The sequence below is a fragment of the Microbacterium sp. CFBP9034 genome (assembly GCF_034045255.1).
GTDB lineage: Bacteria > Actinomycetota > Actinomycetes > Actinomycetales > Microbacteriaceae > Microbacterium.
Genome location: NZ_JAXCWC010000002.1, coordinates 146,916 through 163,440, shown reverse-complemented (window position 1 = coordinate 163,440; position 16,525 = coordinate 146,916). Strand labels below are relative to the sequence as shown.

The 16,525-nt window shown below is 71.1% G+C and carries 13 protein-coding genes; 6 read left to right on the top strand and 7 right to left on the bottom strand.

Annotation, left to right across the window (positions count from 1 at the left end):
* Positions 1-43: 43 nt before the first annotated feature.
* From SOM19_RS12060 to SOM19_RS12050, 3 genes are all read right to left on the bottom strand, one after another.
* A complete protein-coding gene (locus SOM19_RS12060) occupies positions 44-1,204 on the bottom strand; it encodes a cystathionine gamma-synthase (protein WP_320486849.1) in 1,161 nt (386 codons plus the stop codon).
* The gene (locus SOM19_RS12055) at positions 1,201-2,211 is read right to left on the bottom strand and encodes a PLP-dependent cysteine synthase family protein (protein WP_491715923.1); all 1,011 of its coding nucleotides are present in this window, start codon (positions 2,209-2,211) and stop codon (positions 1,201-1,203) included. The genes SOM19_RS12060 and SOM19_RS12055 overlap by 4 nt, the downstream gene beginning before the upstream one ends.
* Before the next feature lie 180 nt (positions 2,212-2,391).
* Complete coding sequence (locus SOM19_RS12050) at positions 2,392-3,303, bottom strand: sulfurtransferase (protein ID WP_320486848.1); 912 nt, start codon at positions 3,301-3,303, stop codon at positions 2,392-2,394.
* Between the two features lie 168 nt (positions 3,304-3,471).
* Here SOM19_RS12050 and SOM19_RS12045 point away from each other — a divergent pair, with 168 nt between their 5' ends.
* The gene (locus SOM19_RS12045) at positions 3,472-4,047 is read left to right on the top strand and encodes a flavin reductase family protein (protein WP_320486847.1); all 576 of its coding nucleotides are present in this window, start codon (positions 3,472-3,474) and stop codon (positions 4,045-4,047) included.
* Positions 4,048-4,099: 52 nt separating this feature from the next.
* Here SOM19_RS12045 and SOM19_RS12040 read toward each other — a convergent pair whose 3' ends face one another.
* From SOM19_RS12040 to SOM19_RS12030, 3 genes are all read right to left on the bottom strand, one after another.
* Positions 4,100-5,170 carry an LLM class flavin-dependent oxidoreductase gene (locus tag SOM19_RS12040; RefSeq protein WP_320486846.1) on the bottom strand — a complete coding sequence of 357 codons (1,071 nt, stop codon included), beginning with the start codon at positions 5,168-5,170 and terminating at the stop codon, positions 4,100-4,102.
* Between the two features lie 47 nt (positions 5,171-5,217).
* Entirely contained in the window at positions 5,218-6,051 is an 834-nt protein-coding gene (locus SOM19_RS12035) for a DUF1684 domain-containing protein (protein WP_320486845.1), read from the bottom strand.
* Between the two features lie 97 nt (positions 6,052-6,148).
* Entirely contained in the window at positions 6,149-7,192 is a 1,044-nt protein-coding gene (locus SOM19_RS12030) for an LLM class flavin-dependent oxidoreductase (protein ID WP_320486844.1), read from the bottom strand.
* A 252-nt stretch (positions 7,193-7,444) separates the two neighbouring features.
* On the opposite strand from SOM19_RS12030, the gene SOM19_RS12025 reads away from it, so the two are divergent.
* Both SOM19_RS12025 and SOM19_RS12020 read left to right on the top strand, forming a co-directional pair.
* On the top strand, positions 7,445-8,860 hold the full coding sequence (locus SOM19_RS12025; RefSeq protein WP_320487729.1) for an aminotransferase class I/II-fold pyridoxal phosphate-dependent enzyme: 1,416 nt from the start codon (positions 7,445-7,447) through the stop codon (positions 8,858-8,860).
* Between the two features lie 113 nt (positions 8,861-8,973).
* Positions 8,974-10,743, top strand: a complete 1,770-nt coding sequence (locus tag SOM19_RS12020; RefSeq protein WP_320486843.1) for an FAD-dependent monooxygenase — start codon at positions 8,974-8,976, stop codon at positions 10,741-10,743.
* A gap of 59 nt (positions 10,744-10,802) precedes the next feature.
* On the opposite strand, the gene SOM19_RS12015 is transcribed toward SOM19_RS12020, so the two are convergent.
* Positions 10,803-11,843: an LLM class flavin-dependent oxidoreductase gene (locus SOM19_RS12015; protein WP_320486842.1), complete on the bottom strand. Its 1,041-nt coding sequence runs from the start codon at positions 11,841-11,843 to the stop codon at positions 10,803-10,805.
* A gap of 216 nt (positions 11,844-12,059) precedes the next feature.
* On the opposite strand from SOM19_RS12015, the gene SOM19_RS12010 reads away from it, so the two are divergent.
* The 3 genes from SOM19_RS12010 to SOM19_RS12000 all read left to right on the top strand — a co-directional run bounded on the left by SOM19_RS12010 (position 12,060) and on the right by SOM19_RS12000 (position 16,524).
* Positions 12,060-13,631: an ABC transporter substrate-binding protein gene (locus SOM19_RS12010; RefSeq protein ID WP_320486841.1), complete on the top strand. Its 1,572-nt coding sequence runs from the start codon at positions 12,060-12,062 to the stop codon at positions 13,629-13,631.
* A gap of 255 nt (positions 13,632-13,886) precedes the next feature.
* Entirely contained in the window at positions 13,887-15,419 is a 1,533-nt protein-coding gene (locus tag SOM19_RS12005; RefSeq protein ID WP_320486840.1) for an ABC transporter substrate-binding protein, read from the top strand.
* A 58-nt stretch (positions 15,420-15,477) separates the two neighbouring features.
* Positions 15,478-16,524: an ABC transporter permease gene (locus SOM19_RS12000; RefSeq protein ID WP_320486839.1), complete on the top strand. Its 1,047-nt coding sequence runs from the start codon at positions 15,478-15,480 to the stop codon at positions 16,522-16,524.
* The last annotated feature ends 1 nt before the right edge of the window (position 16,525 follow it).

Sequence of the window (16,525 nt, the reverse complement as noted above, 5' to 3'; positions counted from 1 at the left end):
GAACCGAGGAACACGCCCCGAACCGACGGCTGGGCTGGGGTTGTTACAGCCCGGCGAGCGCCTCGTCGAGATCGGCGATGAGGTCGGCCGCGCTCTCGATGCCCACCGACAGCCGCACGAGATCCTCGGGAACCGCGAGCTCCGTGCCGCGCACCGAGGCGTGGGTCATCTCGTCGGGGTAGTTCATGAGCGACTCCACGCCGCCCAGCGATTCCGCGAGCTGGAAGAGCCGCGTCGATTCGGCGAAACGACGAGCGGATGCCGCGTCCGCCAGCTGCGCGGACACGATGCCGCCGAAGCCGCTCATCTGGCGGGCGGCGAGGTCGTGGCCGGGGTGGCCGGGCAGGCCGGGGTAGTGCACGGCCGCGACCTGGGGGTGCGCCAGGAGGAACTCGGCCACGGCCTGCGCGTTCTCACTGTGCCGCTGCATCCGGACCGCGAGGGTCTTGATGCCGCGCGTCGTGAGCCAGGCGTCGAGCGGACCCGACACGGCGCCGACCGCGAACTGCAGGAACTTCGCCTGCTCGAACAGCGCGTCGTCGTTGAGCACGAGCGCGCCGCCGACCACGTCGGAGTGACCGCCGAGGTACTTCGTCGTGGAGTGCACGACGACGTCGGCGCCGAGTGCGAGGGGCTGCTGCAGCGCCGGGGAGGCGAAGGTGTTGTCGACCACGACGAGCGCGCCGGCCGCGTGGCCGAGGCGGACCAGTCCCGCGATGTCGGTGATGCGCAGCAGCGGGTTGCTCGGCGTCTCGACCCAGACGACGCGCGCCGGACGCTCCTCGAGTGCCGCCTCGACGGCGGCCAGGTCGTGCATGTCGACAACCCGGAGGCCGACGCCCCAGGGGCTGAGGATGCGGGCGATCAGCCGGTAGGTGCCGCCGTACACGTCGCTGCCGAGGAGCACCTCGTCGCCGGGCTTCAGCACGGCCCGCAGCAGCGCGTCTTCGGCCGCGAGGCCCGAGGCGAACGAGAGGCCGTGCGCGCCGCCCTCGAGCGCGGCGAGCTGCGCCTCCAGCGCCGTGCGAGTGGGATTGCCGCTGCGGCCGTACTCGTAGCCCTCGTGGAGGCCGCCGATGCCGTCCTGCACGTATGTCGTGGAGAAGTGGACCGGCGGGATGACGGCGCCCGTCGTGGGGTCGAACGCCTGCCCGGCGTGGACGGCGCGGGTGTCGAAGCCTCGGGGGACGATCGGCTCGGTCATGCGGGGGTTCCTCCAGGTCGGTCGGTCGGGAGTGGGGCGGACGGCGGCGAGGCGACATCGAAGCCGCGCTCGCTCATCCAGTCGTCGTCGTAGATCTTGCTGAGGTAGCCGCGCCCGTGGTCGGGCAGGAGCACGACCACGACCGACTCGGCGGGGAGGTCACGGGCCACGCGCAGCGCGCCGACGACGGCCATGCCGCTCGAGCCGCCGACGAGCAGGCCCTCCTCGCGGGCCAGTCGGCGGGTCATGGCGAAGGACTCGGCATCCGTCACCCGCTGCAGCTCGTGCACCACGGAGGGGTCGTAGGCCTCGGGCCAGAAGTCCTCGCCGACCCCCTCCACCAAGTAGCCGTGGAGCGGTCCGCCCGAGTAGATGGAGCCCTCGGGATCGACTCCGACGACGCGCACCGCGTCGCCGGACGCCTCGCGCAGGTACCGCCCGGTGCCGGTGATGGTGCCCCCGGTGCCGATACCGGCGACGAAGTGGGTCACGCGGCCCTCGGTGTCGCGCCAGATCTCGGGGCCGGTCGATTCGTAGTGGCCGCGAGGGCCATTCTGATTGGCGAACTGGTTGGGCTTGAAGGCGCCCGGGATCTCGCGGGCGAGGCGGTCGGAGACGCTGTAGTACGACCCCGGATCCTCGGGCGGGACGCTGGTGTCGGTGATCACCACTTCGGCGCCGTACGCCTTGAGCACGGCGACCTTCTCGCCCGCGAACTTGTCGGGGACCACGAAGATCATCCGGTAGCCGCGCTGGAGCGCGACCAATGCGAGGCCGACGCCCGTGTTGCCGCTGGTCGGCTCCACGATCGTGCCGCCGGGCCTGAGAAGGCCGTCGCGCTCGGCCGCATCGATGATGTTGCGGGCGATGCGATCCTTCGACGACCCGCCGGGATTGAAGTACTCGACCTTGGCGAGCACCGTGGCGGCGATGCCGTCGGTGACGCGGGTCAGCTGGACGAGAGGGGTGTTGCCGACGAGGTCGGCCACGCTCTTGGCGTAACGCACGGATGGTTCCTCGGTGTCGCCGCGCTCATGCGCGGGGGAAGCTGTCGGGGTCGCGGAAGCGTGCCTGGGGCACTCAGCGACAACAGCGACAGGTCAACACGTCGGTCAGTCTAGCGCGAACGACCCCTCTGGCCGGGGTGTCCGCTGATCGCTCCCGTGACGTGGGCCGGTCTCCGTCGATCACGACCCGGTGCGCGCCGCGGCGCGCGGGAGACGGCGCACGTCGGTCACGGGCTCCCAGGTGCCCGTGATGGTCTCGAACGGCGGGACGCCGCGGCCGACCGGGCGCCCGGCGGAGCGCGCCCATTGACTCCAGGATCCGGGGAACAGGCGCGCGCGGATGCCGGCGTGCTCCAAGGCGAGGACCGTGTGCGACGACGCGACCCCGGACCCGCAGTACACGATGAGGCGGGAGGCGCCGGTGATCCCGGCGTGGGCCGCGATGCGCCGCACCTCGTCAGGCGATTTCAGGCGTCCGTCCGGGGCGATGAAGGTGATCGCGGGGAGGTTGATCGCACCGGGGATGTGACCCTGCGCCGGATCGGCGGACGGCGCCGTGCCGCGATAGTGCTGGGGCGCGCGCACGTCGAGCAGCACATCGCCGATCGTCGTGTGCGCGACCTGCTCGATCGTCGCGACGCCGGGATCGGCATCCGTCACGCGAATGTCCCCCGGCAGGGGGGCGACGTCACCGGTCTCGATCGCCAGACCCGCCGCGACCCAGGCCCGCAGGCCTCCGTCGAGCACGCGGATGTCGACACCTCGCCGCCGCAGCAGCCACCACGCGCGGGCCGCGGCCACCCCGTCGTTGTCGTCGTAGGCGACCACGATGTCGCCCGAGCGCACTCCCCACCGTCGGGCGGAGCGTTCGAGGGCATCAGCGGCCGGAAGTGGGTGGCGCCCCCATTCGGGATGCCCCGGGGACGCCAGTTCGCGCTCGAGATCGACGTATACGGCGCCGGGCAGGTGACCGTCGACGTAGTCCAGGCGACCTTCGGGCCGGTCCAGGCGCCATCGGACATCGAGCAGCCGCACCGGGCGCCGGTCATCCAGAAGCGCCTGGAGCTTTGTGACATCCACGACCTGTGACATATCGCCAGTTTTGCGACAATCTCTCCAGCACAGAAGGGGTGGCCGCAATCCAGCGAAATGAAGGGACTCGCGAAGCCGCCCGGTGCCAGATGGGGGTCATCGCCTTCCGTTTCGGCATGTTTCGGCGTGCCCTGTCTTCGTCCGGCACAAATATGTACGGTCTGCCCTATGACACATTCGGCGCTCTCCAGTCCCCCCGCCCTGGTCGATCTGCGCGCGCCGGAACGCGGCTCGCCCCGATCGCTGGGCGCGGACGACTTCAAGGCCCTCTTCCGAGGTCACCCCGGCGGCGTGGCCGTCATCACGGCCGACGACGGTCGCGGGCCGGTCGCGCTCACCGCGACGTCGGTCTCATCGGTCAGCGCCGATCCGCCGCTGCTCGTGTTCTCGGTGTCGGCGCTGTCATCCGCCTCCGCCGCCATCCGCGGGTCCCGCACCGTGATCGTCCATCTGCTCGACGCGGACGACCTCGCGGTGGCGAAGCTCGGGGCCACGAGCGGCATCGACCGTTTCGCGGACACGTCGCAGTGGTCTCGACTGGTCACCGGAGAGCCCGTGTTCCACGGAGTGCGCGCCTGGGTGCGCTGCGACATCGTCGACCGCATGGACGCCGGCGGCTCGACCGTCATCGCCGCCCACGCTCTGCAGTCCAACGTGGCGCGCGATGCGCAGGGGTCCGCCGGCGCGCTGGTGTACCACGACCGTACGTGGCACCGCCTGGGCGAGCACTCCCGCGCGGAGTAGCGCCGCCGGGTGGGCGAGGGGCGGGCGCGAGCGGGTCGCACCCGTCCCTCGCTCATGCCAGCAGCGGGCCGACCTGCGTCGCGATGCGCTCGAGCTCTTCCTTCGCGGGCGAGGACTGGATGAGCAGCAGGGTGACCCCGGCCTCCGCATACGCCCGGATGCGCTCGGCGACCTGCTCGGGCGTGCCCACGAGGTCGGGCCGCAGCCCGCGCGTGCCCACCGAGTACTCGCGGCGCGAGACCTCCACGTCGAGCTGCGAGTTGCGCACGAACTCCTCGAACGAGGCATAGCCCGGCGACGACGGGTCGACGGTGGTGATGCGCTCCAGTTCGGCGCGCGCCTCCGACTCGGTGTCTCGCACGATCACGTACGCCGACATCGCGAACTCGTCGAACGGGCGCCCGTGGATGCGGGTGCGGCGTGCATTCATGTCGGAGACCTTCTCGCGGACCTCCTCCAGCGTGCCGCCGTGCAGGGCATACGAATCGGCGAAGCCCGCGATCGACTCACGGCCGTGCTCGCTCTCACCGCCCGCGAAGATCGGGGGCGAGACACGAGGCTTCGGCTCGAGGATGGTGTCGGCGACGGTGAAGTGGTTCCCGTCGTAGGAGAAGGGTGTCTGCTCCCACGTCCCGCGAAGGATCTCGACGAACTCGCGCGCCTGCTCGTAGCGTTCGTCATGACGCGTGAATGCCCCGCCGTACTGGCGCGCCTCCTCCTCCCACCAGGCCGCGACGACGTTGAGCGCGAAGCGGTCGGCGCCGATGTCGGCGATCGTCACCGATTCCTTGGCGGTCACCGCCGGGAGGTGGAACCCGGGCCGCACCGCCGTCAGGACGCGCAGCCGCTCGGTCGTCGCGAGGATGGCGGTGGAGAGCGCCCAGGCCTCGAGGCTCGGGGCGGTCAGACCCTTGCGGTCGTTGAGGTACAGCTCCGGAACCAGGGTCGTGTGGTAGCCGAGGCGATCGGCGAGCCGGGAGAGATCGCGGATGTACGCCCAGGTGGCGGGCATCCCCTCATCGCCGACGTTCCGGAGGAACCCGCCGTAGACGGGAGTCCAGTATCCGAGCCGCAACGTGGCTCCCGAGGGCGCCGGAGTGGTCTGCAGGGAGGGATTCGACATTCTCGCGAAGCCTTTCGGGAGGGGTGGGGCAGAGCGCGGCCGGCTGGTCAGGAGGTGCGATCCAGCGGTGTCTTCTCCCCGGCCTCGACGGCGAACGGCAGCCGGTTCTCGGCGGGTGCGAGGGGGCACGGCGAGTAGTCCGTGTACGCGCACTGCAGGTTGCTCGCGCGGTTGAAGTCCAGCACGACGTGCGTCGACCCGGCGACCGGAAGCGCCACGGAGAGAGTGCGACTGGCCGCATAGGTCGTGACGCCGCTCGTCGCGTCACGGAAGAGGAGCGTCGCCTGCCCTGCGCCGCGCGAGATGAGCGTCAGGGCGTAGCTCTGGCCGTCGACGGTGAACCGCACGCGGCCCGGTGTGGAGTGCGTGTGGGTGATCTCGGGGATCGCCGCTGCGATCGGGATGTCGCGAGGCGCCTCCGGCTCGAACACCGCGTCCACGACCCAGCGCGGGTCGGGCGCGTAGGCCGGCGTGCCCCGGTACCCCAGCCTCAGTCCGTGGTCGGGGTACAGCGGGCGCACCAGGTCTCGACCGCCGCGGCGCGACACCTCGACGACCACGTCGCCGAAGGCTGCGCGGTGGAAGGTCCGCTCTCCGATGACGCCGTACTCGTGCCGGCCGGTCACCTCGATGCCGTCGATCACGAAGGTCTCGCCGGGATCGAGCTCGACGACCGGGCCGCTCTCTCCCGTCGACCAGACTCCCGGCACACCGTCGAACCGCTGCGGCGCGACGTCGAGGAAGTTCACGCTGGTGTACGCGAGGAAGCCGTGGGGCGCGCGGCGGGACGCCTCGAGCTCGTCGTGCCACGCCTGCCAGTCGCGGGCGAACGCGTCCGCGTCGGCGGGCACGGCGGGGGTGGCGGTTTCTGCGATGGTCATGTCTCGCTCCTTCTCGGGATGTCCAGGTGCGACGCGCTCCGGCGCGCGGCGAGGTTGTGGTGACGGGGACGGATGCCCCTGCCTGCCGTCGTGTCGCTCAGGCGGCGGCGGACGCCGCCTGCTGCGTGAGGCGTTCGTGAGCAGGACGCCAGCCCAAGGCGGGCGCGATCTCGGTCGCGAGCAGCTCGAGCGCACGGATCGAGGCATCCAGTCCCGGCCTTCCGGGGTTGAACTGGGCGAGCAGGTCGGTCGCGAGCGGCAGGACCCGCTCGGACTGGAGCTGTGCGATGACCTCATCGGGATGCCCGTAGTGCGCGTGATAGCGGAACAGCGCGTTCTCGAGCGTCTCGGGCCCGAGCGGGCGGCCGCCGGCATTGGACCGCCGCACGTTGTCGACGAGCGCGTCGCCGATCTGCGCCAGTGCCGTGCGCCGGTCGTCGGCGGCGAAGATCAGCCGCGAGAGCCCGATCCGTGGCGGTCGGGAACCGCTCCACTCCGCCAGATAGCGCTCGGCCCACGCGCGCTGCACGACGTCGGTTGGCTCCTCGTAGCCGTAGGTCGCCCGGTTCAGGAGCAGATTTGCCCCCTCGCCCGCGACATGCGCCGCGCCCTCGGCGCTGAAGACGGCGTGCCACGAGCGGTTGTCGGCGAGATCGGGTGACGACGCCTTCAGCACGGTGCCGTCGGCGTCGAGCGGCTCTCCGCGCAGCGCCGCCCGCACCTGGGCGAAGCGCTCGGTGGTCAGCTCGCGGCGGCGATCGAAGTCCTCGCCGAACACCCCGTACGCGGTCTTGTCGAAGCCCGTCCCGACGCCGAGCTCGACCCGCCCGCCGCTGATCGCGTCGAGCACCCCGACATCCTGGGCCAGCTGCACGGGGTGGTGAAGGGGGATGAGCGTCACGGCCGTCCCGATGTGGATGCGCCGCGTGCGGGCGGCAGCGCTGGCCAGGAAGATCCACGGCGACGCGAGGCCGTCTGCCTCGCCCGGACCGAAGTGGTGCTGCGCCACCCACCCGGAGTCAAACCCGAGTTCGTCGGCGGCGACGAACAGCTCGAGCGCATTGCGGTAGGACTCCGCGAGGTCGCTGCCGCCCTCGACGTGCGAGAGGAAGCCGAGTCGGAACGCGCCGGTGTCGCTCATGGGATCTCCTGGTGGTCGGGTGTTCGACCGAACGTAGTGATTGTGCGAAATCGTCGCCGGATCCGATGACACATTTCGTCGCTTTTGCCACAACCGGCGCCGCCGAGGCCCGGCCGACAGACGGGTTCGGATGCCGGAACCACGCGGGCCGACGGTAGGGTGTGGACATCGGCACAGACGTTTCACGTCGCCGCACATAAGCGAGTCCGAGGTGCGACGGTCTCGTCGCGCATCGGAGCAGGGACGGTGGAGATGACGGTCGTCGACCAGTCGGCACGAACGGCATCGGCCGAGTGGCTGCTGCAGCGGATCACCGGCCGCGGGGCGCGGGAGATCGGCCAGGGCATCAGCGCCCTCATCGCCTCGGGGGAGCTGCCGATCGGCGTGCAGCTGCCGACGATCCGTGACCTGGCACGCGCGGCGGAGGTGAGCCCCGGCACCGTGCTCGCCGCCTGGAACCAGCTGCGCGCGAGCGGCCTCATCCAGACGCACCGCCGCGGCGGCACGATCGTCGTCGACGACGGGACGGGTACGGCCGCCGAACCGGCCGATCGCCCCTTCCCGCGGACGAACGTCAAGCCCGCCGCGGCACCGTGGACCTGGGCGACGACGGACCTGCTGCAGGGCGCGCCGGACGTCTCGCTGCAACCCGGGCTGCGCACCGCGCTGCTCGAGAGCCTCTCGGACGAGAGCCTCAACGTGTTCAGTCGTGAGTACATGACGGACTCGCTCGAGCGCGCGGTGGCACCGACCTGGCCGTTCCCCGCGCAGGCCTGGGCGACCGCGGGCGGCGGGACCGAGGCGCTCCTGCTCGCCGTGGCCGCCACCGCCGAACCCGGATCCTTCGTCGCCGTGCACGAGCCGGCCTCGCCCGGACTGCTCGACACCCTGCACGTGCTGTCGCTCATTCCGATCGGCGTCGAGTCCGACGAGGAGGGGCCGATCGCGGCATCCCTCCGCTCTGCCCTCGACGCGGGCGCGGTCGCCTTCGTCTTCCAGCCGGGCGCCGAGTACGCGCTGCGCGGCCGCGTCACCGCGGAGCGCACGACCGCGCTCGCCGACGTGCTCGCGGGGGAATCGCGCCGGGTGTGGGTCGTCGAGGACGACGCGATCGGACCGCTCGCCGAAGAGCCGTCGCCCAGCCTCGGCGTCGCCCTGCCCGACCGCGTCGTGCGGGTGCGCAGCTACTGCAAGGCGTACGGCATCGATGTGCGCACGTCGGTGCTCGGCGGCAGCCGGGAACTCGTCGAGCGGAGCATCGCGCTGCGCAGTCACGGCGTCGGATCGAACAGCCGCATCCTGCAGAACGCCCTGGCGCACCTGATCGGCAGCCCCGCCGCCGCGACCGCGGTCGAGCAGGCCCGCGGCGCCTACCGCCGCCGTCGCGAGTCGCTGCGCCAGGCACTCGAGGAGCGCGGGGTGCGGGTCGACACCGGCCCGCGCAGCCTTGTCATCTGGGTCGAAGTGGCCGACGAGACCGATGCCCTGGTGACGCTCGCCGCAAAAGGGATCTCCGTCGCCCCCGGCAGCAAGGTGTTCGTGAGCGCCCCGGAGCGCGCGGTGCTCCGGCTCTCGCCCCTGCAGCTTCCCGACGACGACACCGCGATCGCCGACCTCGCCGACCTCGTGGCCAAGGCCGCTCACGGAGCCCGCGAGCTGCTCGATTGAGAGTCGCCGGCCCGCGGCTCCACGCCGCGCATGTCGGCATGTAACGAGCACCGACCCCGCGCATCACCTCCCGGGCGAACAATGTCTCCGTTCCCACCACCGGAGGTTTGCACATGGTTGCCCAGAATGAGATCAGCCGCGGAGAGCGGCACGTCGACGTGGTGCTGCTGCCCCGCAGCACGCCGCCGAGGGAGGTCGAAGTGCTCGTCGTCGGCGGCGGGCCGACAGGGCTCGCGACGGCCCTCGACCTGCACCGGCACCACGTCGATGTCGCGGTGGTCGACGCCGCGACATCCTTCCGTCTCGAGCGCGCCGGCGCGATGGGCCACTCGGCTCGCACCGTCGAGTTCTTCCAGCAGTGGGGCGTCGCCGATCGCGTGCGCCGGGGCTGGACCTTCCCGCCGGAGTGGAACCTCGGCACGCAGCTGCGGACATCGCTCGCCGGCCACGACCTGCGCGCCGTTCAACGCCCGCCGTTCGACACGCGTCCCGTGCACCCCTACTCGTTCGCATCGTCGATCCGCCGCCCGCAGACCGCGCTGCAGCAGGCGTTCCTCGATCAGCTCGCGGACATCGACGTGGTGGTCGCCGGCGGATGGCGGCTCGTCGCCCTCGAGCAGGATTCCGACGGGGCGACCTCCACCCTCGAGCACACCGAGCTCGGCGCCCGGCGCGTGGTGCGCTCGAAGTACGTCGTCGGGGCGGACGGCGCCCGCAGCGCGGTGCGACAGCTGACCGGCATCGAGCGCGAAGGCGCGTACGCGACCGAGCGGCATTTCCGCTTCGTGGTGCGCACCGTGGGGGACTACGGAGGGCGCGACCCGTTCCCCAGCGGAACGAACGTCATCGTGAACGATGTGCACTCGGGCTTCCTCGCGGCCCTCGATGAGAACAGCTGGCGCGTCTACGCGGGGCCGTTCCCGCTGGACCACGTCCCGACCACTGAGGAGCTGCTGCGCCTGGCGCGTGCCGCGTTCGGATCGCCGGTCGAGCTCGAGCTGCTCGATGCCACCCCGTACTTCAAGAGCACGCGCCTGGCCCGCGAGTTCCGCCGCGGACGCGCGCTGCTCGTCGGTGATGCCGCCCACGTCCGGACGCCCGGGGGCAACCTCGGCGAGGGCTTCGGGGACGTGTTCAATCTCGGCTGGAAGCTCGCGGCGGTGCTGCGGCAGACCGGCGGCGATGCGCTTCTGGACTCCTACGACCGCGAGCGCCGCCCGCACAACCGGCGGGTCGGGGCCGCGGCGAAGCGCCGCGCCGACGACTCCGAGCGCAACGTCGCCGAGGCCAGGGCGCTGGGCTTCCCGGCGGACGACGACCTGACCCCGGAGGCCGAGGAGCGACGGCGCGTGATCGGCGGAATCCTCGCCCGCGGCGCCGGGCCCGACTGGGGCGTGCAGTTCGACGAGCGCTACGACGACTCCCCCGCCGTCTGGTACGAGCCTGAGCAGCGCGAGACGGAGGAGCCGTGGGATGCCTCGGTCTTCGAGCCCGGCGGACGTCCCGGGCATCGCGCGCCGAACGGCGTGACCGACCCCTACGGAGGCACGTTGTACGACCGCATCCGCAGCGATGTCGCGCTGCTCGTCCTGTCGGACGACGTGGCCGCCGTGGCCGCCTTCGAGGCCGCGGCGGTGCAGCGTGCGATCGACCTCGAAGTGGTGCACCTCGACGACCCGAGCGCTCGAGCCCTCTACGGCGCGCCGTTCGCCCTCGTGCGGCCCGACCACCATGTCGGATGGCGCGGCACCGCGACGGCGCTCGACGCCGACGCGATCCTGGACGTCGTGTACGGGCGTGGATCCGCCCCCATCGTGGGCCCGGCCGCGACCCCGGCGCACACGGTCGAGCCTGCGCGCGAGACGATCGCCGCCGCCCGCTGACACGCACGACGCGCCGGGGGCGAGGTCCACCCTCGCCCCCGGCGTCTCACGCGCTGCGCTCAGCTCACGGTCGCGCCGGCCCGCGCCCGCGCACTGCTGCCGAGCTGCGGCCCGATGTCACGGGAGATCGCTGCGATGCCGTCCCGGTACTCGGGCGCATCGAAGGGCAGCGGAATGCTGAACAGGATCTCGGTCGCCCGGCGGGCCGCGGCATCCGCTCGCAGCGCCTCGGCGATGTCGCCGGGGGAGCCATAGGCGATGTTCGCGTCGATCAGGTGCTCCTCCACGGGGCGGGTGTGGTCGAAGCGCCGGTAGTACTCCACACGGGTGCTCGCGTAGCGGCGGAACAGCGCGACCGCCTCGGCGCGGTCGTGAGCGGGGAGCACCACGCGGGAAACCGCGATGCGAGGCTCGCGATCGCCGAGAGCGTCGAGGTACGCGTCGATCAGCGCCGACTGCTCGCGGCCCGTCTCCCCCTCGAGCGCTTTCCGGTGCAGCTGCAGTCCATCACCGGCGGCGCCCGCAGCGGCGGCGGTCGTCGCGCGACTCGTCGCCTGCCAGATGCGCGAGCGCAGGTGACGGGCGGGCGGGTGCAGCGTCACCTCGCGTCCCGACGAACGCCCTGCCAGCGCGTCGCGGAACCGCTCGAGCGCCTCGGCGAAGAGAGCGTCGCGGTCGGCCTCGTCCAGCTCGAACGCCGCGAAGGCCGACGATGACCAGCCTCCTCGATTGCTCTTGCCGAGCCCGAGCTCGAGCCGGCCGCCGCTGAGCACCTCGACGACTCCGGCCGTCTCAGCGAGCGCGAGCGGGTTCTCGAAGGCGAGCGTGATCACCGCGGTGCCGAGCCGGATCGACTGCGTGCGCTGGCTGAGCGCGGCGAGGAAGGCGAGCGCCGCGGGCAGTCCGCTCGTGGCGACGTGCCCCTCCGCCACCCAGAAGGTGTCGAATCCGGAACGCTCGGCGTGCACCGCGAGGTCGATGATCGCACGGTAGTCGCGTTCGGGGTCGCGGGTGACGGGCGCGACGGCGAAGTGGCCGATCCGGGGCACTGAGCCACCGGCCGGCTCGGCCGATCGTGGGGCGTTCGTGACGGCGGTCATCAGGACTCCTCCTCTGTTCCGCGGGTGCGGCGGGTTCCGACGGTAGTGAGCCGGTCGCGGCCGGCACAACGCCGGGGCGCAGGAGGTGCCGCACGTGAACCTTTGTGACCGACTGTGTGTGCGCATTGCGTCGCCGGTCGCCGCACCGGGGACCGGTTCGCACACTCGGCGAATGCCCGCACCCACGCCGGGCGCCGCATCCGAGAGAGGATCCCCATGTCCCCCACACCCATCGCCGTCCGAAAGAGGACGCGAGCACCGCGACTCGCTCGCGCCCTCGCGCTGGCCACCGCCGCCGTCCTCGCCCTGTCGGCCTGCGCCTCGAACGCCCCGCAGGCCGGCGCCGGCGGCGCGGACGCGGAGCAGGTCGTGCGCTGGGCCGTCACGCAGCCGTTCGCCACCTGGGATCCGATCGTCGCCGGGTCGACCGCGTCCACCCGCTTCCTCACACCCATCTACGAATCGCTCACCTCGATCGACGAGACGGGCGCGCTGGCCCCGGGGCTCGCGGAGTCATGGGAGTACAACGACGCCGGCGACGCGGTCACCTTCCACCTCCGGCCGAACCAGACGTTCCACGACGGCACCGCAGTGGACGCCGCGGCGATCGCGGCGTTCATCGAGCGGGCCAAGACCCAGGCGAACTCCGCGCTCGCCGGCGACTACGCGACCATCGACACCGTCACGGTGGACGACGACCTGACGCTCACCGTCCACCTCACGCAGGTCGACTACCAGATCCCGTATCTGCTGAGCGTCCGCGGTGCGCTCATCACGAGTGCCGAGGCTGGGGCGGCCGACCCCGACCGGCTCAACGTGTCGGAGCCGATCGGCGCCGGGCCGTTCAAGGTGGTCGAGCTCGTCCCCGAGAGCCGCATCGTGCTCGAGAAGTTCGACGACTACTGGGACGCCGACAACATCCACATCGACCGCATCGAGATCGAGTTCGGCATCGACGGATCGACGATCGTCAAGTCGCTGCAGACCGGCGTGTACAACTTCGCATTCATCGAGGCCAAGGCCGTCAAAGAGGCGCAGGATGCCGCGCTGGACGTCTGGTTCGGTGACGAGTACGCCTGGTTCGTCAACTTCCTCAGCATCAACATCAACAAGGAGCCGTTCACCGATCCCGCCGTCGTGGAGGCGATCAAGCACGCGATCGACCGGGACGAGCTCGTCGACAAGGTCACGCTGGGTCACGGCAAGGCCGTCGACCAGCCCTTCCCGCCCGGGTACATCGCCTACGACGAGGAGTCCGAGGACGTCTGGGACTACGACCCGGCGAAAGCGGCCGACATCCTGTCCGACGCCGGGTACGAGCCCGGCGACGTTTCGGTGAGCCTGTCGATCTCGGCCGAGAACCCGTCGGCCGAGATCATCCAGGAGCAGCTCGGCGAGATCGGCATCGAGGTGACGATCGACATCGATCCGAACTGGCGCGTGGGCTACTTCGGCAAGGGGACGGCGCTCGCGCTGTACGGCTACTTCGGGCGCGACTCGCACGTGCAGGCGCTGACGGCGAACTACGACCGGGACGGGGTGCTCAACCTCAGCTCGCCCTATGTGTCGGAGGAGTTCACGACGGCGCTGCGCCGGATCCGCGAGACGCCGCTGGACTCCCCCGACTACGCGCGCCTCCTCCGCGAGGCGACCCGCGCCGGCGTGGCGACCTCTCCCACGGTGCACCTGTACACGGTGCCGGCCTTCTACGCGAAGTCCCCGGAGGTGTCGGATCTCCCGACGATTCAGGGGCAGCTCAGCTGGAAGGGCGTCACCGTCGGCGGATGACGGCATCCGGGCGGATCGGAGGGCAGCCTCCGGTCCGCCCCTGACCGACACAAACCGCAATGGTTCGCAACCGTGCGAAGCGACGAGTGCACAAAGCCCATTCCTTGGGCACACTTTCGTCTTCGGCATCCATTCGATCCGGCCACGAAAGCCGTCCGGGCGAGGTCGCGTTACCGCGTGTTTCCGCCGAGATCGCGGCGAGGGGCCTCCGGTTCCCATGCTGATACAAAGTCACCCGATTGAAACGGATTTGTCATGGCAAACAAACTGACCGCCGCGCGGGCGGCTGTCGCGGCCGCTCTGGTCGGCGCTCTCGCGCTCACCGGCTGCGCCAGCGGGGCAGCCTCCTCCGAGGCACCCGAGAGCACTGAGCCGGCGGTTCTTCGCTGGGCCGCCCTGATCCCCGCACACTGGGACCCGGTGGTGCAGGGCAGCGGCTTCAGCTTCAACCTCACCGCTCTCGCGTACGCCTCGCTCACCGAGATCGACGAGGAGGGGAACGCGGCTCCGGGCCTCGCCGAGAGCTGGGAGTACAACGACGCCGGTGACGCCGTGACCTTCCACCTGCGGGACGGGCTGGAGTTCCAGGACGGCGAGCCGGTCGACGCGGAGGCGGTCAAGCTCTACCTCGAGCGGGCGAAGACGCAGGAGAACTCAGCACTGTTCGGCGACCTGACCTCGATCGACAGCGTCACGGCCGACACCGAGCTGGACGTGACCGTGCACCTCACCCAGGTCGACCACCAGATCCCCTTGCTGCTCGGACGCCGGACCGCGCAGATCACCAGCCCGAAGGCGGCTGAGGATCCCGCGAAGCTCGACCAGTGGCCGGTCGGCGCCGGCCCGTTCACGGTCGTCGAGTACGTTCCCGAGTCGCACATCTACTTCGAGAAGAACGACGACTACTGGGATGCCGAGAACATCCACATCGACCGCGTCGAGCTCTCCGCGGCGCCCGAGCCGTCGACCCTGGTGGCCTCGATCAGCACCGGCGTCTACGACTTCTCGTATGGGCTGGCGGCCGCGCAGTACGACGCCGCGGTCGAGGCGGGGCTGGATGTGGCCCAGCACCCGGTGTACTCCGCGGCGAACATCAGCCTGAACACCAACAAGGCGCCGTTCGACGACCCCGCGGTCGTGGATGCCGTGCGCCACGCGATCGACCGCGACGAGTTCCTCGACAAGGTCACGTTCGGCAAGGGCTACACCACGACCCAGCCCTTCCCCGAGGGCTACATCGCCTACGACGAGGAGTCCGCCGACCTCTGGCCCTACGACCCCGAGAAGTCCCGCGAGATCCTGGCCGACGCCGGCTACGAGCCGGGCGAGATCGTCGTCGACTTCGTGGTGAGCGCCGAGTCCGTGTCGAACGAGATCGTGCAGTCGCAGCTGGCGGCGATCGGCATCACCGCGAACATCAAGGTCGCGCCGGACTGGGCCGGGCCGTTCTTCGCCAAGGACCTCACGCTCTCGTCGTACGGCACGACGGGCCGCGAGTCGCCGGTGCAGACGCTGACCGCGCACTTCGGCGCCGACGGCCCGCTCAACCTGTCGAGCCCGTCGGTCCCCGAGGGCTTCGAAGAGGCGATCGCCGTCGCTCGCGAAACGCCGCTGGATGACCCGGCCTACGCCGAGAACCTCCGGAAGGCGACCCGCCTGGGGCTGCAGAGCGGAGCCCTCATCTTCACCGTGGGCAACCCCACGCTCATCGTGAAGTCGCCGAAGGTGTCGGATCTCCCCCAGATCCCGGGGCAGATCCACCTCACCGGAGTGACGATCGAGCCGTGACACCCGGCGGTGCCCGGCCGCGCGCCGGGCACCGCCACCCCGACCGAAGGAGCACAACATGGCTGTCGCCTCACTCGACGCGCCGCCCGCCGTCGCGGTGCCATCACCCTCGCCGACCGGCGTCCGTCGCCGCGGCGGCGTGGGCGCGCACCGCACGCTGAGGTTCCTGCTCCACTCGGCCATGGTCTTCGCGACGGTGTTCTTCTTCGCCACGCTGATCACCTTCGCCCTTCAGGACCTCAGCGGGCTGAGCCCCGCCCACCTGCAGCTGTCCGAGTCGGCGACTCCCGAGCAGGTCGCCGCGCTGGAGCACGAGTGGGGGCTCGACCGGCCGTTCATCGTCCAGTACGGGGACTGGCTCGCCGGCATCCTCCAGGGCGACCTCGGCAACAGCTGGTACAACGGCGCGAGCGTGTCGGAGCTCCTGATCTCGCGCGCGATCATCAGCCTGTCGGTCGCCGGCCTGGCCCTGCTGATCGGAATCGTCTTCGGGTTCCTGCTCGGCGTCCTCGCCGCCGTCTTCCAGACCACCTGGATCGATCGCGCCATCACCGCCGTCACGACCTTCATCTCCGTCATGCCGTCGTTCGTGGTCGGCATCACGCTCGTCGCGGTGTTCGCGGTCGGCCTCGGCTGGTTCCCGTCGGCCGGCTACGTCCCCATCGAGACGGGCGGCGTCGGCCTCTGGCTCTGGCACCTGTGGCTGCCGGCCATCGCCCTGAGCTTCGACACCGTCTCGGATGTCGCCCGCCAGATGCGCGTCGGCCTCATCCAGGCCTACCGCGAGAACTACGTCACCGGCGCGGTCGTCCGCGGCCTGGGACCGCGGCGGATCTTCCTCGTCCACGTGCTGCGCAACGGCAGCGGGCCCGCGCTCACGGTGCTCGGCATGAAGTTTCCCAACCTGCTCGGCGGTGCCGTCGTGACCGAGGCGATCTTCGGGCTCGCCGGCTACGGCAAGTTCGCCGCCGACTCCGCCAGCCGGGGCGACGTCCCCGCGGTGCAGGGCGTGCTGGTCGTCGCGATCGTGCTCGTCGTGCTCTTCAACCTGCTGGTCAATCTGCTGCTGGTCCGGCTGAACCCGGCCGCCGCGAGAGGGGTCTGAC